Source organism: Pseudomonas palleroniana (genome assembly GCF_022836895.1).
Taxonomy (GTDB): domain Bacteria; phylum Pseudomonadota; class Gammaproteobacteria; order Pseudomonadales; family Pseudomonadaceae; genus Aquipseudomonas; species Aquipseudomonas palleroniana.
Window position 1 is genome coordinate 2,292,319 of record NZ_CP092411.1, and the last position, 13,668, is coordinate 2,305,986.

13 protein-coding genes are annotated in these 13,668 nt (G+C 57.9%); 8 read left to right on the plus strand and 5 right to left on the minus strand.

Annotated elements, in window-relative coordinates:
• Positions 1-38 precede the first annotated feature (38 nt).
• The 4 genes from MJP36_RS10520 to MJP36_RS10535 all read right to left on the minus strand — a co-directional run bounded on the left by MJP36_RS10520 (position 39) and on the right by MJP36_RS10535 (position 4,262).
• Complete coding sequence (locus MJP36_RS10520) at positions 39-1,871, minus strand: ABC transporter ATP-binding protein (protein ID WP_161549090.1); 1,833 nt, start codon at positions 1,869-1,871, stop codon at positions 39-41.
• Between the two features lie 82 nt (positions 1,872-1,953).
• A complete protein-coding gene (locus MJP36_RS10525) occupies positions 1,954-2,517 on the minus strand; it encodes a peptidylprolyl isomerase (RefSeq protein ID WP_244385323.1) in 564 nt (187 codons plus the stop codon).
• A 3-nt stretch (positions 2,518-2,520) separates the two neighbouring features.
• Entirely contained in the window at positions 2,521-3,324 is an 804-nt protein-coding gene (locus tag MJP36_RS10530; protein ID WP_244385324.1) for an alpha/beta fold hydrolase, read from the minus strand.
• Positions 3,325-3,338: 14 nt separating this feature from the next.
• Positions 3,339-4,262 (minus strand): PA3225 family LysR-type transcriptional regulator, encoded by a 924-nt coding sequence (locus MJP36_RS10535; protein ID WP_060756129.1) that lies wholly within the window; start codon positions 4,260-4,262, stop codon positions 3,339-3,341.
• A 48-nt stretch (positions 4,263-4,310) separates the two neighbouring features.
• Between MJP36_RS10535 and MJP36_RS10540 the strand changes: the two genes are divergently transcribed.
• The 7 genes from MJP36_RS10540 (at position 4,311) to dsdC (ending at position 10,751) form a co-directional block, all read left to right on the plus strand.
• Complete coding sequence (locus tag MJP36_RS10540; protein WP_244385325.1) at positions 4,311-4,625, plus strand: 3-phosphoglycerate kinase; 315 nt, start codon at positions 4,311-4,313, stop codon at positions 4,623-4,625.
• Positions 4,626-4,776: 151 nt separating this feature from the next.
• Entirely contained in the window at positions 4,777-5,376 is a 600-nt protein-coding gene (locus tag MJP36_RS10545; protein ID WP_060756127.1) for an FMN-dependent NADH-azoreductase, read from the plus strand.
• Positions 5,377-5,580: 204 nt separating this feature from the next.
• Positions 5,581-6,450, plus strand: coding sequence for a carboxylate/amino acid/amine transporter (locus MJP36_RS10550; RefSeq protein ID WP_244385326.1), 870 nt, complete (start codon positions 5,581-5,583; stop codon positions 6,448-6,450).
• Positions 6,451-6,570: 120 nt separating this feature from the next.
• Positions 6,571-6,642, plus strand: coding sequence for a hypothetical protein (locus MJP36_RS28095; RefSeq protein ID WP_425226341.1), 72 nt, complete (start codon positions 6,571-6,573; stop codon positions 6,640-6,642).
• Between the two features lie 382 nt (positions 6,643-7,024).
• Positions 7,025-8,368, plus strand: coding sequence for a GntT/GntP/DsdX family permease (locus tag MJP36_RS10555; RefSeq protein WP_244385327.1), 1,344 nt, complete (start codon positions 7,025-7,027; stop codon positions 8,366-8,368).
• Between the two features lie 46 nt (positions 8,369-8,414).
• A complete protein-coding gene (locus tag MJP36_RS10560; RefSeq protein ID WP_244385328.1) occupies positions 8,415-9,764 on the plus strand; it encodes a D-serine ammonia-lyase in 1,350 nt (449 codons plus the stop codon).
• A 51-nt stretch (positions 9,765-9,815) separates the two neighbouring features.
• Positions 9,816-10,751, plus strand: a complete 936-nt coding sequence (gene dsdC, locus MJP36_RS10565) for a DNA-binding transcriptional regulator DsdC (RefSeq protein ID WP_244385329.1) — start codon at positions 9,816-9,818, stop codon at positions 10,749-10,751.
• Between the two features lie 31 nt (positions 10,752-10,782).
• Here dsdC and MJP36_RS10570 read toward each other — a convergent pair whose 3' ends face one another.
• Entirely contained in the window at positions 10,783-12,081 is a 1,299-nt protein-coding gene (locus tag MJP36_RS10570) for a mechanosensitive ion channel family protein (protein WP_244385330.1), read from the minus strand.
• A gap of 193 nt (positions 12,082-12,274) precedes the next feature.
• Here MJP36_RS10570 and MJP36_RS10575 point away from each other — a divergent pair, with 193 nt between their 5' ends.
• Positions 12,275-13,621, plus strand: coding sequence for a DEAD/DEAH box helicase (locus tag MJP36_RS10575; protein ID WP_104996174.1), 1,347 nt, complete (start codon positions 12,275-12,277; stop codon positions 13,619-13,621).
• Positions 13,622-13,668 lie beyond the last annotated feature (47 nt).

The following is a 13,668-nucleotide window of genomic DNA, read 5'->3' on the forward strand; positions in this document are numbered from 1 at the left end:
TTGTTCGGATTTGGTGGCGCAGCCATGACCCGTCGGGGTCAGTCGATGCCTACAAAACCCCCTGTCTGGTGCTGCCACAAACGTGCATACAATCCGCCATGGGCCAGCAATTGGGCATGGCTGCCACTTTCGGCAATCCGGCCTTTCTCCAGCACCACCAACCTGTCCATTCGCGCAATAGTCGACAGCCGGTGCGCAATCGCAATCACCGTCTTGCCCTGCATCAGGGTTTCCAGGCTTTCCTGAATCGCCGCCTCGACTTCCGAGTCCAGTGCCGAAGTCGCTTCATCCATGATCAGAATCGGCGCGTCTTTAAGCAGCACGCGGGCAATCGCAATGCGTTGACGCTGCCCGCCGGACAGCTTCACGCCGCGTTCCCCCACATGCGCGTCCAGCCCGGTGCGGCCTTCGGCATCCGACAGCAATGGGATGAACTCATCGGCGCGGGCCTTGTGCACGGCGGCCCAGAGCTCTTCATCGGTAGCATCCGGCTTGCCATACAGCAGGTTGTCGCGGATCGAGCGGTGCAGCAGCGAGGTGTCCTGGGTGATCATGCCGATCTGTTCGCGCAGGGTTTCCTGGGCCACCTCGGCTATGTTCTGGCCATCGATCAGGATGCGCCCGCCTTGCAGGTCATAAAGGCGCAGCAGCAAGTTGACCAGGGTCGACTTGCCGGCGCCCGAGGGGCCGATCAAGCCGATTTTTTCCCCGGCCTGGATGTTCAGGTCCAGGCCGCCAATGATCCCGCTCTTTTTACCGTAGTGAAAATCCACCTGCTCAAAGCGCACTTCACCGCGGGGCACGCTCAGGCGTGGAGCGTTGTCGCGGTCGGTCACCGCCAGCGGTTGGGCGATGGTTTTCAGGCCGTCCTGCACCATGCCGATGTTTTCGAAAATGCCGTTGACCACCCACATGATCCAGCCGGACATGTTGACGATGCGAATCACCAGGCCGGTCGCCAACGCAATTGCGCCCACGGAAATCAGCGACTGGGTCCACAACCACAGGGCCAGGCCGGTGGTGGTGACGATCAACAGGCCGTTCATGGTGGTGATCACCACGTCCATGCTGGTCACCACGCGGCTGGCCAGCTGGGTCTTTTCGGTCTGCTCGATGATCGCTTCCTTGGCGTATTCCTGTTCGAAATGGGTGTGCGCAAACAGCTTCAAGGTGGTGATGTTGGTGTAGCCGTCGACGATACGGCCCATCAGTTTGGAGCGCGCCTCGGAGGAAATCACCGAACGTTCCTTCACCCGCGGCACGAAATAGCGCAGCGCCAGGCTGTAGCAGACGATCCAGGTCACAAGCGGAATCATCAGGCGCCAATCAGCCTCGGCAAACAGCACCAGGGAGCTGATGGCGTAGATCGCTACGTGCCAGATCGCATCCACCGCCGCCACGGCGGAGTCGCGCAGGGAGTTGCCGGTTTGCATGATGCGCTGGGCGATGCGCCCCGCGAAGTCGTTCTGGAAGAAGTTCAAGCTCTGCTTGAGCACGTAGCTGTGGTTCTGCCAGCGGATCAGGCTGGTCATGCCCGGGCTGATGGTCTGGTGTACCAGCAGGTCATGCAAGGCGCCGAAAATCGGGCGCAGCAGCAGCGCGACCACGGCCATCCAGATCAGCTCGGCGCTGTGCATCTGGAAGAAGTTGGCAGGTGGCGTGCCTTGGGCCAGGTCGATGATGCGGCTCAGGTAGCTGAACAGCGCGACTTCAATCAGCGCACCGATCAGGCCCACCACCAGCAAGGCGACGAAATGCGGCCACACCTGGCGCAGGTAGTAGAGGTAGAAGGGAAGGACTTTATCGGGAGGGGCCGCGCTGGGTGCGTCGCGGAAGATATCGATCAGTTGTTCAAAGCGACGATAGAGCATTAAGTTTGACGCCCGCCGTGCGGGCTCTCCTTTCAAAGGTACGCGCGGCCTTGGGGGCCGCGCGCGAAGCGGCCTGCCGGCCTCAGTCGATGCGCTTGGCCGACTTGATCACGACAGGATCGATTGGCACGTTCTGCATGCCTTGCTTGGTGGTGGTCTGGGAGTTGACGATGATGTCGACGACTTCCATGCCCTTGACGACTTTGGCGAACACGGCATAACCGGCATCACGACCCGGGTCGAGGAAGGCGTTGTCGGCCACGTTGATGAAGAATTGGCTGGTGGCCGAGTTCGGGGCATTGGTACGCGCCATGGACAAGGTGCCGCGTACGTTATGCAGGCCATTGCTGGCTTCGTTCTTGATCGGTGCGTCGGTGGGCTTCTGCGACATCTGCGCGGTGAACCCGCCGCCCTGGACCATGAAGCCCGGGATCACACGGTGGAAAATCGTGTTGGTGTAGAAACCTTTATCGACGTAGGCCAGGAAATTCTTGGTGCTGATCGGCGCCTTGACCGGGTCCAGTTCGATCTCGATCTGGCCGTTGGTGGTATCGATCAGCACGTGAGGCGCCTTGGCGGGTTCGGCGGCCATCAGGTTGGCTGCGAACAGAACGGAGCCGGTAAAGAAGGCGATTTTTTTCAACATGGGTCAGTGATCCTGGGTAGTGGTTTCGACAGTCTTCAGAAAATCGAGCAAGGTCGCGTTAAAGACTTCGGGTTGGTCCAACGGCGTGGCATGGCGGGAATCCTCGATCACCACCAGACGCGCATCGGGCAGCAGTTTTACATAGTTTTCTTTATGCGCCACGGGGGTGTAGTCGTGGTCGGCGCTGATGACCAGGGTTGGACAGGTAATCCTGGAAAGTTGTTCCTGTACGCCCCAGCCCACAATCGCGTCGAAGCTGGCGAGATAAGCACGTTTGTCATTTTTTGCCCAGCGCTCGGCCATCTTGCGGCGCAGGTCGGCCTGGTGCGGTTTGGGGAACAGCCGGTCGCCGAGCGCCTTGCCGATGGTCGCGAGGCTGAGCAGGCGCGCCAGGCTCCAGCGCTTGGCCCATTGCCAATAATCATCGACACTGCGCACCTTGACCTCGGGTGCGCTGTTGACGATGCACAGGCTCCTGACCCGGCCGGGTTCGTCCACTGCCAGCTGGAAGGCAATCATACCGCCCATGGACAAGCCGACCACATGAGCGGGTGGCAGGTCCAGGTGTTCGATCAGGGCGATCAGGTCGAAGGTGAAGCCTGCGATGCTATAGCGCCCACGGGGTTTGTCGGAACGCCCGTGACCGCGTACATCCACCACGATCAGGCGGTAATGCCTGGCCAGCACCGGGACCTGCAATTCCCAGTCCTGGCTGCTGGAGCCCAGGCCGTGGATCAGGATCAGCGGTGCGCCGTGACCATATTCCTCGTAGTGCAGGCTGCAGCCTTCGTGGTCGAACCAGGGCATGCATAAACTCCGTTTCAGGCTTGTCGTGGGGCGGCGAAAGGCGCATCCAGAGGGGCGGTGTCAAAGGTGCGCAGCAGTTCCACGAGGATCTGCGTGGCCGGCCCCAGGGGTTTGTCCTTGTTTGAGTAAAGGTAGAACGTGGGGTTGCGGCTGCCGCCTTTTTCCAAGGGTAGCTGCTTGAGCAGGCCGTCCCTGAGTTCACGTTCGATCAGATGTCGGGGCAGCCAGGCGAAGCCCAGGCCGCTGCTGACGAACGTGGCGGCAGTGGACAGGCTGCCGACGGTCCAGCGCTGTTCGGCACCGAGCCAGCCGACATCCCGCGGCTGCTGCCGTCCGGAATCGCGGATCACCACCTGCATCTGGCTTTCCAGGTCCTGGAAGCTCAGTTCGCGGTTCATGCGGTGCAGCGTGTGCTCGGGATGGGCCACGGCTACAAACTCCACATCGCTCATTTCCGTGCCCAGGTAACCGGGGATGCTGAAGCCGCAAATCGCCAGGTCGGCCACGCCTTCAATCAGCAGTTCTTCAACACCCGACAGCACCTCCTCGCGCAGGCGCACGCGGCAGCCGCGGCTTTGCGGCATAAAGGCGGAGAGGGCGCGCACCAGACGCGCATTGGGGTAAGCCGCATCGACCACCAAGCGCACTTCCGCTTCCCAGCCTTGTTCCATATGGTGGGCGAGGTCTTCCAGCTGGCTGGCGTTTTTCACCAGTTGCCGCGAGCGGCGCAACAGCACCTCACCGGCGTCGGTGAGCACTGCCTTGCGCCCGTCGATGCGCAGCAATGGCACCCCGAGTTGATCTTGCATACGCGCCACGGTGTAGCTCACCGAGGACTGCGAACGGTGCAGCGCTTCAGCCGCCTGGGCGAAGCCGCCATGGTCGACCACGGCTTGCAGCGTGCGCCATTGATCGAGGGTAACGCGGGGCGCTTTCAAGATGAGCTCCTCTTGTCCTAAGCTGGCAGCCTTTATGGAGACTGCCGAATGAGAAAATTCTGTTGTGTGTGGCTGGCGCTGTTGCCGATGAGCGCGTTTGCCTACCCGATCGACGTGACTAAGAAGATCGACGGTGTGAGCGTGGATTACACCGCGTCCGATGTGGACGGCGACATCAGTTCGATCCAGTTGAATAACTACGGCACGAATGACGCCGTCTGTTCGGTAACCTTTACCAACGGCCCGGAATCTCCACGTCGTCGTACGGTTACGGTGCTGGCGGGTAAAAGCACCAACACGACGGTCAAGTTCAACCGCGCCATTATCAAAATGCGTATCGCCCTGGCCTGCGCTCCCAAATGAGGCGACAGCGGAGCCTGCGCTTAGCAATACTCCGCTTATTAACAAATTTCTAGATGGGTTATAGCAGTTTTTTGCGCTTTTTTATCGAATGGGCGTTGTTTAATCTTTTCTCCATCGACTTACAGCAAGTACAGATGGAGCCTACATAGCCATGTCCAATGTTCTGATCATCGAAAGCAGTGCCCGCCAGCAGGATTCGATTTCCCGCCAACTGACTCAGCAATTCATCAGCCAATGGCAAGCCGCGCATCCGGCGGATCAGATCAGCGTGCGAGACGTGGCGCTCAACCCGGTTCCGCACCTGGACGCCAATCTGCTGGGCGGCTGGATGAAACCGGTCGAGCAACGCAGCGCCATTGAACAGGCGTCCCTGGACCGCTCCAACGAATTGACCGACGAATTGCTCGCCGCCGATGTGCTGGTGATGGCTGCGCCGATGTACAACTTCGCCATCCCCAGTACGCTCAAAGCCTGGCTGGACCACGTGTTGCGCGCCGGTGTGACCTTCAAGTACACCGCCACCGGGCCCCAGGGCTTGCTGACGGGTAAACGTGCCATCGTGCTCACTGCGCGGGGCGGCATTCATACCGGCGCGACATCTGATCACCAGGAACCGTATTTGCGCCAGGTCATGGCCTTCATCGGGATTCACGACGTGACGTTCATTCACGCTGAAGGGGTGAACCTGAGCGGTGACTTCCAGGAAAAAGGCATCAACCACGCCAAGGCGTTGCTGGCCCAAGTTGCTTGATCCGTTAATCGTCAGATAATCGCGCGGTGTTTATCTAGCTCCACGCCAACCCTTCAAGTACGCGTATCGAACCTCCCTTTGCACTTTTTGCTCCTGAGTGCTCCTGCCCGACTGCCGCTATAGCGAGGTCGGGCTTTTTTTTGCGTCGAGTTTCGTGCCGCGCCGAAAACCTTTAATGTCCCGCCCATTCGAAACGAGGCGCGCATGGGTTATCTACTGGTTGTCACTCTGATTCAGGCATTTTCCTTCAGCTTGATCGGCGAATACCTCGCCGGCCACGTCGACAGTTACTTCGCCGTGCTGGTGCGCGTGCTGTTGGCCGGGCTGGTCTTCATCCCGCTGACCCGCTGGCGCTCGGTGGCACCCGCGTTCATGCGCGGCATGCTGATCATCGGCGCATTGCAGTTCGGCGTCACGTACGTGTGCCTGTACCTGAGCTTTCGCGTGCTTACGGTGCCCGAGGTGCTGCTGTTCACCATCCTCACGCCGTTGCACGTGACCCTGATCGAAGACGCCCTCAACCGGCGCTTCAACCCCTGGGCGCTGATTGCCGCATTGGTGGCGGTGGGCGGCGCAGCGGTGATCCGCTTCGATCAGATCACGCCGAATTTCTTCATGGGCTTTTTGCTGCTCCAACTGGCCAATTTCACCTATGCCGCCGGGCAGGTGATGTACAAGCATCTGGTGGCTCGCTACCCGAGTGATCAGCCGCATTATCGGCGCTTCGGTTATTTCTACCTGGGTGCGCTGCTGGTGGTGCTGCCGGCGTTCTTGCTGTTCGGCAAGGCCAACTTCCTGCCTGAAGCGCCACTGCAGTGGGGTGTGCTGTTATTTCTCGGGTTGGTCAGCACCGCATTGGGCATGTACTGGTGGAACAAGGGCGCCTGCCTGGTCAATGGCGGCACCCTGGCGGTGGTGAATAACCTGCATGTGCCGGTGGGCCTGCTGCTCAACCTGCTGATCTGGAACCAGCACGAACCACTGGGCCGTCTGGCCCTGGGCGGCTTGGTGATTCTGGGGGCGGTGTGGATCAGCCGGTTGGGCGCCAAGGCCCCCCATCGTCGCGTGGCTTAGCCGGCGCGATTCTCGGGGTGGGGCGCTAGCGGCACGCCCTGGGCGGTGGTTTGCATCTGGCACACCATGCAGGTCATGTTCGGGTGGCTTTTCAGATACGCCAGCTCGTGGGCAAGGAAGGTGCCGAGGACTCTGAAAGAATGGAAAGCAGAGCACGGTGCCGCAACTGTTGAGTCCTGGCTAGCCACGTGATTTTGGTTGCGTTCGAAAGGGCCGGTAAGGCCCTTTTGTTTTTGAGAGTGCGGCTTACTACTCGAATCATGCTTTTTTTGCAGAAGCTTTTCGCAAAGTTAAGCGCACTGGGATTTTCTAAATTTTATGCACAAAGTCCGTTGAGGTGTAACGCTCTGCGAAGTCATCTACGCATATCAAATAGGTCGTCTTAGCGCATCAGTTCGAGTGCGCAACCTTAGTTCATCAGGGCTGCGACGAGTTTCATGACGATAAGTGAAGGGGGCTCATCTATATGCTGACGAATCATCGTTTGTACCAGCGATATGTCTGAAATCTAATCCATCACAAACAACTAACAATAACTCGCAAGGATGTGAACCGCGATGGAGCAGGTCCAGACATGACCCCTACGTTCTCTCTACTTATCCTTGCCGCGTCAATCCTACTGATAGTAGTCCTGATCGGTAAATTCCGTATTCATCCTTTCCTGTCCCTCATCGCAGCAAGTCTACTAGTGGGTATCGGAACAGGAATGACCCCAACAGCAATCGTCTTGGCTTTTGAGAAGGGAATGGGCAGCACGCTCGGGTTCCTAGCGGGCATCATCGGATTAGGCAGTATTCTCGGCAAGCTGCTTGAGGAGTCTGGTGGCGCTAAGCGCATTGCGACAACGCTCTTAAGGGCGTTGGGCGAGAAAAATGCCTCCTGGGCAATGATGTTCGTCGGTTTCATCGCAGGTATTCCAGTTTTCTTTGAGGTTGGATTTGTCCTACTGATCCCCCTGATCTATGTCGTCGCCCGTCAGACCAAGATCAACGTTTTGTATCTGGGAGTGCCTCTGGCGACCTCGCTGATGGTTGTCCACTGCATTCTTCCCCCGCACCCAGCGGCCACTGCCATTACAGGCATGCTCAATGCCGATATCGGCAAGGTAATTCTTTATGGTCTTTTCGTCGGCTTGCCAACCGCGGTAATTGCCGGGCCTATCTGGGTAAAGTTGACTTGCACTCGGCAGGCCTCTGAATACCAGGATCGGTTTCTAGCCGACCGTAGCGAAGCAGTAATAGACGACAGCAAGACGCCAAGCTTCGGTACAGCGATGGTGACGGTGCTGTTGCCGCTAGTGCTGATGGTGGGCAAAACGCTTGCAACTCCGCTACTCACAAAAGGCTCAATGGCGCTTGAATGGGTGTCCTTCCTCGGCAACCCTCTGATTGCGCTAGCGCTGTCGATTTGCTTCGCCTATTGGTCGCTTGGCCTACGCCGGGGACTCGGCATGGGAGATTTGCTCAATCTGACCAATCGTTGCTTTCCTCCATTGGCCGGCATTCTTCTAGTCATTGGCGCAGGTGGTGCATTCAATGACATGTTGGTCGGCAGCGGGATCGGGAAAGCGCTGGCAGATGTGCTGGGGCAATCTCAAATCAACCCGATCATTTTGGCATGGTTGATCGCAGGCTTGATGCACTTCGCTGTTGGCTCCGCCACGGTCGCAATGATTAGCACCGCAGGAATGATTCTGCCTATCTTGGGACAGCATCCGGAATACAGTCGCGAGATTCTCGTTATCGCCATCGGTGCCGGCGCAATAGGCTGGACGCATGTGACTGACTCAGCGTTCTGGGTGGTAAAAGAGTACCTAGGTATTTCGTTGTCTGAAGCCATCAAGAAGTTTACTGGTGCAACCGTACTTGCCTCTGTTGCGGCACTGGTATTCACGCTAATACTTTCCAAGTTTGTGTGATGAGCCCCTCGCAATATCACCTACGATTTATCGAAAGGTAGTTCAAATGATTCAAGGTAAAACGTTAGACGCTTGGTACAAAAGCCATCCTGTGATCAGGGAGCTTATTTCGCTAAAGGAGGTCACCTGGTTCAATCCAACTATCGCTCCGGCCTCCGAGGCGCTTGTGGATGTTGGGTTGAGCCAGGATGACGTCAAGGACGCCAGTGAGCGTCTCCGTCGATTTGCACCCTATATCGCTAAGGTGTTTCCGGAAACAGCAGAGGCGGGCGGTATCATTGAGTCCGGTATCCAGCCACTGAAAGATTTCCAGCAAAGGCTTTTGAGGGAATCCGGCGTTCTTGGCGTCGGCACCCTGTGGCTCAAAAAAGACAGCGATTTGCCTATATCTGGATCGATCAAGGCGCGAGGGGGAATCCATGAGGTGCTCAAACACGCAGAGGATTTGGCTCTTCAAGCAGGGTTGATCAAGCTGAATGATAACTATGAGGTACTGGCCAGCGACACTGCGCTTGAGTTCTTCAGCCGCTACAAAATTGCGGTCGGTTCTACCGGCAATCTTGGATTGTCCATCGGTATCATGAGCGCCAAACTTGGTTTCCAAGCAACTGTCCACATGTCGTCGGATGCTCGTCAATGGAAGAAAGACAAGCTTCGGGCTAGTGGCGTGACGGTGGTCGAGTACGAGTCCGATTACAGCGTTGCGGTAGAAAACGGACGGCTCCAAGCCGAAAACGATCCCGCCTGCTATTTCATCGATGATGAAAACTCGCCCCACCTGTTCCTAGGATATGCAGTTGCAGCTGAGCGCCTTGCTCGACAATTTGGTTTGTCGGGTGTGCGGGTGGATACCGACCATCCCCTCTTCGTTTACTTACCTTGCGGTGTGGGCGGAGGCCCAGGGGGCGTTGCGTTTGGATTGAAGCTTGTTTTTGGTGACGCGGTTCATTGTATTTTTGCCGAGCCGACTCACTCACCCTGCATGTTACTCGGTGTCTATACCGGACTGCATGACAAGGTAAGCGTTCAGGAGTTCGGCATCGATAATATTACTGCAGCCGACGGTCTGGCGGTTGGACGTCCATCCGGCTTCGTCGGGAAGGCAATGCAGCGACTTATTGATGGCTACTACACCGTCACGGATGAAGAGCTTTATCGTCTGATGTTCTTGGCCCATGAGCTCGAAAATGTAAAGCTGGAACCCTCGGCTCTAGCCGGCGCGCCAGGCATCGTGCGAGTACTTAACGACGAGCAGTATCTGCGACGCATAGGCGTTTCTTCGACTCAGTTGGTCAACTCAACGCACTTAATTTGGGGAACAGGCGGAAGCATGGTGCCTACCGAAGAGTTCGCTAGCTACCTGGACAAGGGGCGCGCTCTGCAAAAAAGCAGCTAGGGGCGACCACGCACAGTTCATCGAAAGCGGTTGACTAGAAGAGGAATTGGTATGAAGGCAATTGGTCTAACGAAAGCGCCTAAGCTAGACGGTGCTCATCTGTCCAACTTGCACACTTTTCTTGTCGCCGCCCGCTACCTCAGCTTCGCTCGCGCAGCAGATGAGTTGTATCTGACCGCCAGTGCGGTTAGTCATCGGATAGCGCGACTCGAGGATGAGTTGTCACTCAAACTTTTTCATCGTTTGCCCAGAAAGGTGGAGTTAACCGATGACGGTGAGCGAATTTTCAAGGTCATGCAGCATGCCATGGATACGCTGTCTGAGGCGGTGCAGGAGCGCTCGCATGCTCAGATCGAAGGCGATCTGTGCTTCTACGCGAGACCTTCAGTCGCTCAATGTTGGTTAGTGCCAAGACTTTCCGATTTCATTTCACGCTATCCTGGTATTCAACTGGATATTCGGGTCGGTAATGAACCTGTCGACTATCGAACGCGTAGGATCGACTTGGTACTTTGTTACTCAAATGGCGAACATCCTGGTCTGGAAAGCGTCCGCTTGATGCCAGAGAGGATTGCTCCGGTGTGTAGTCCGAAGTATGCCGAGGAGCATGATTTATTTAATCATCCTGAGCGCCTGTCACAATGCACTGTGCTGCACGATGTGGCCGCGTGGGACAACATTTCCTTCGATGCGGAGTGGTGCTTGTGGCGGGATGCGGTGGGCAATACCTGCGAACTGCCCACCCGTTTCATGACGTTTGACCGATCCGACTTAAGTACGATTGCGGCGATAAACCATGCGGGCGTGGCCATTGGCCGAGAGCAACTGGTTCGTCAGCGTGTACAGAATGGCGAACTCGTGCTGCCGTTCGGTGGTTTTAGAGAGGTCGTCAATTATGGCTACTATCTGGTTCATCCTACTCACGAAACGATGCCGAGGAGGCTCAAGGCGCTAATCGATTGGCTTGTCGAGCAAGCGGACAATTAACGCGTCGATCTTGTCCGCTGCCTGGACCGTTCTAAACCGCGGCTTTTTCCGCTGGCGGCAGATGGCTGGCGCCGAGCACGGCAGGTAAAACCCCGGCACGCAGATCATTACCACTCGGCTGCTGATACAGGCTCAGGCCGAACTCCGGCAATACCGCCAGCAAGTAGTCGAAGATATCGCCCTGGATGCGCTCGTAATCCGCCCACGCCGTTGTGCGCGTGAAGCAGTAGATCTCCAGCGGCACGCCCTGGGCGGTGGTTTGCATCTGGCGCACCATGCAGGTCATGTTCGGCTGGATGTCGGGGTGGCTTTTCAGGTACGCCAGGGCGTAGGCACGGAAGGTGCCGAGGTTGGTCATGCGGCGGCGGTTGGCCGACAGCTGCGCACTGTGCCCCTGGGCTTCGTTCCAGGCTTTGAGTTCGGCCTGCTTGCGGCTGATGTAGTCGGTGAGCAGATGCACCTGGGTCATGCGCACTTCTTCATCGTCACGCAGGAAGCGCACACCGCTGGCGTCGATGTACAGGCTGCGCTTGATGCGACGCCCACCGGAGGCCTGCATGCCACGCCAGTTCTTGAACGACTCGGACATCAATCGCCAGGTTGGGATGGAGACGATGGTCTTGTCGAAATTCTGCACCTTGACCGTGTGCAGGGTGATATCCACCACATCACCATCGGCGCCTACTTGAGGCATTTCGATCCAGTCGCCGACCCTCAGCATGTCGTTGCTGGTCAGTTGCACGCTGGCGACGAACGACAGCAGGGTGTCCTTGTACACCAACAGAATCACCGCCGACATGGCGCCAAGCCCGGACAGCAGCAACAGCGGTGAACGGTCGATCAGTGTGGCGACGATGATAATCGCGGCAAATACGAACAGCACCATCTTCGCCAATTGCACATAACCCTTGATCGAGCGGGTGCGCGCATGTTCGGTACGGGCGTAGATGTCCAGCAGGGCGTTGAGCAGGGCGCTCACGGCCAGCGTCATGAACAGGATGGTGAACGCCAGCGCCACGTTGCCGATAAACAGGGCGGCGGTCTTGCTCAGGTCCGGCACCAGGTACAGGCCGAACTGGACCACCAGTGACGGCGTCATCTGTGCCAGGCGGTGGAAGACTTTGTTATGGCGAAAGTCGTTGAGCCAATGCAGTGCCGGCTGGCGCCCGAGCATTTTGACCGCATGCAGGATGAGGTAGCGCGCGACCCGCCCGACCAGCAAGGCTGCTACCAGCAGCACCAGCAGACCGAGGCCGGCGTGCAGCATCGGATGTTCGTCGAGGGTGCCCCAGAGGCCTTGGACGTTGAGCCAGAGCTGTTTGATATCCATGGGTAAAACCGATTCCTCTAAATGCAAGACGGGGCCGATTAGAGCATTTAACGGCGACAATGTTGGCTTTATGGACAAAAGCTCTAACAAAAAAGCAGCTGATTAGCACCGTTCGCGTAAAGAAACTCGGTTTGGGCGCCCGAAACCGTTACCCTATGCAGCTGATATTTTGTATTTCTTCGAGGTAGCACCCGTGTTTTCCCAATTCGCCCTGCACGAACGCCTGCTCAAAGCCGTGGCCGAGCTTAAATTTGTCGAGCCTACGCCGGTGCAAGCAGCGGCCATCCCGCTCGCGCTCGAAGGGCGTGACCTGCGGGTGACGGCTCAAACCGGCAGCGGCAAGACCGCCGCTTTCGTCCTGCCGGTACTGAACCGCCTGATCGGCCCGGCCAAAGTTCGCGTCAGTATCAAGACCCTGATCCTGCTGCCGACCCGTGAGCTGGCCCAACAGACCTTGAAGGAAGTGGAGCGTTTCTCGCAATTCACCTTCATCAAGTCCGGCATCATTACCGGCGGCGAAGACTTCAAGGTCCAGGCCGCCATGCTGCGCAAGGTGCCGGACATCCTGATCGGCACCCCAGGCCGCATGATCGAGCAACTCAACGCCGGCAACCTCGACCTCAAGGAAGTCGAAGTGCTGGTGCTCGACGAAGCCGACCGCATGCTCGACATGGGCTTTGCCGATGATGTGCAGCGCCTGGTGGGCGAGTGCGTCAATCGCCAGCAGACCATGCTGTTTTCCGCCACCACCGGAGGCTCGACCCTGCGCGACATGGTCGCCCAGGTGTTGAAAAACCCTGAGCACCTGCAGGTCAACAACGTCAGCGACCTGAACGCGACCACGCGTCAGCAGATCGTCACCGCCGACCACAATGTGCACAAAGAGCAGATCCTCAACTGGCTGCTGGCCAACGAGACCTATCAGAAGGCCATCGTGTTCACCAACACCCGTGCTGCCGCCGACCGTATCTATGGCCGCCTGGTGGCTCAGGAATACAAGGCGTTCGTGCTGCACGGCGAGAAAGACCAGAAGGACCGCAAACTGGCCATCGACCGTCTCAAGGCCGGCGGCGTGAAAATCCTCGTGGCCACCGACGTTGCCGCCCGTGGCCTGGATGTCGACGGCCTGGACCTGGTGATCAACTTCGACATGCCCCGCAGCGGCGACGAATACGTGCACCGTATCGGCCGTACCGGGCGTGCCGGTAACGATGGTTTGGCGATCTCGCTGATCTGCCACGGCGACTGGAACCTGATGTCGAGCATTGAACGCTACCTGAAGCAGTCGTTCGAGCGTCGTACCATCAAGGAAGTCAAAGGCACCTACACCGGTCCGAAGAAGGTCAAGGCGTCGGGCAAGGCTGTCGGTGTGAAGAAGAAAAAAACCGACGCCAAGGGCGACAAGAAGAAGACCGGCGCCAAGTCGCCGACCAAACGCAGGATCGCCAACCGGCCGAAGACCGACAATCTGTCGCTCGTCAGCAAGGACGGCATGGCCCCGCTCAAGCGCCGCAAGCCAGAAGCACCAGCTGCCGAGTAAGGCAGGGGTGAAATGAAAAAACCGGACATTGTCCGGTTTTTTTATGG

Coding starts and splice junctions, on each gene's coding strand:
- MJP36_RS10540 (WP_244385325.1), top strand. CDS start 4,311: ATGAGAAAATTCTGTTGTGTGTGGCTGGCGCTGTTGCCGATGAGCGCG.
- MJP36_RS10545 (WP_060756127.1), top strand. CDS start 4,777: ATGTCCAATGTTCTGATCATCGAAAGCAGTGCCCGCCAGCAGGATTCG.
- MJP36_RS10525 (WP_244385323.1), bottom strand. CDS start 2,517: ATGTTGAAAAAAATCGCCTTCTTTACCGGCTCCGTTCTGTTCGCAGCC.
- MJP36_RS10560 (WP_244385328.1), top strand. CDS start 8,415: ATGATTCAAGGTAAAACGTTAGACGCTTGGTACAAAAGCCATCCTGTG.
- MJP36_RS10555 (WP_244385327.1), top strand. CDS start 7,025: ATGACCCCTACGTTCTCTCTACTTATCCTTGCCGCGTCAATCCTACTG.
- MJP36_RS10520 (WP_161549090.1), bottom strand. CDS start 1,871: ATGCTCTATCGTCGCTTTGAACAACTGATCGATATCTTCCGCGACGCA.
- MJP36_RS10550 (WP_244385326.1), top strand. CDS start 5,581: ATGGGTTATCTACTGGTTGTCACTCTGATTCAGGCATTTTCCTTCAGC.
- dsdC (WP_244385329.1), top strand. CDS start 9,816: ATGAAGGCAATTGGTCTAACGAAAGCGCCTAAGCTAGACGGTGCTCAT.
- MJP36_RS10570 (WP_244385330.1), bottom strand. CDS start 12,081: ATGGATATCAAACAGCTCTGGCTCAACGTCCAAGGCCTCTGGGGCACC.
- MJP36_RS10530 (WP_244385324.1), bottom strand. CDS start 3,324: ATGCCCTGGTTCGACCACGAAGGCTGCAGCCTGCACTACGAGGAATAT.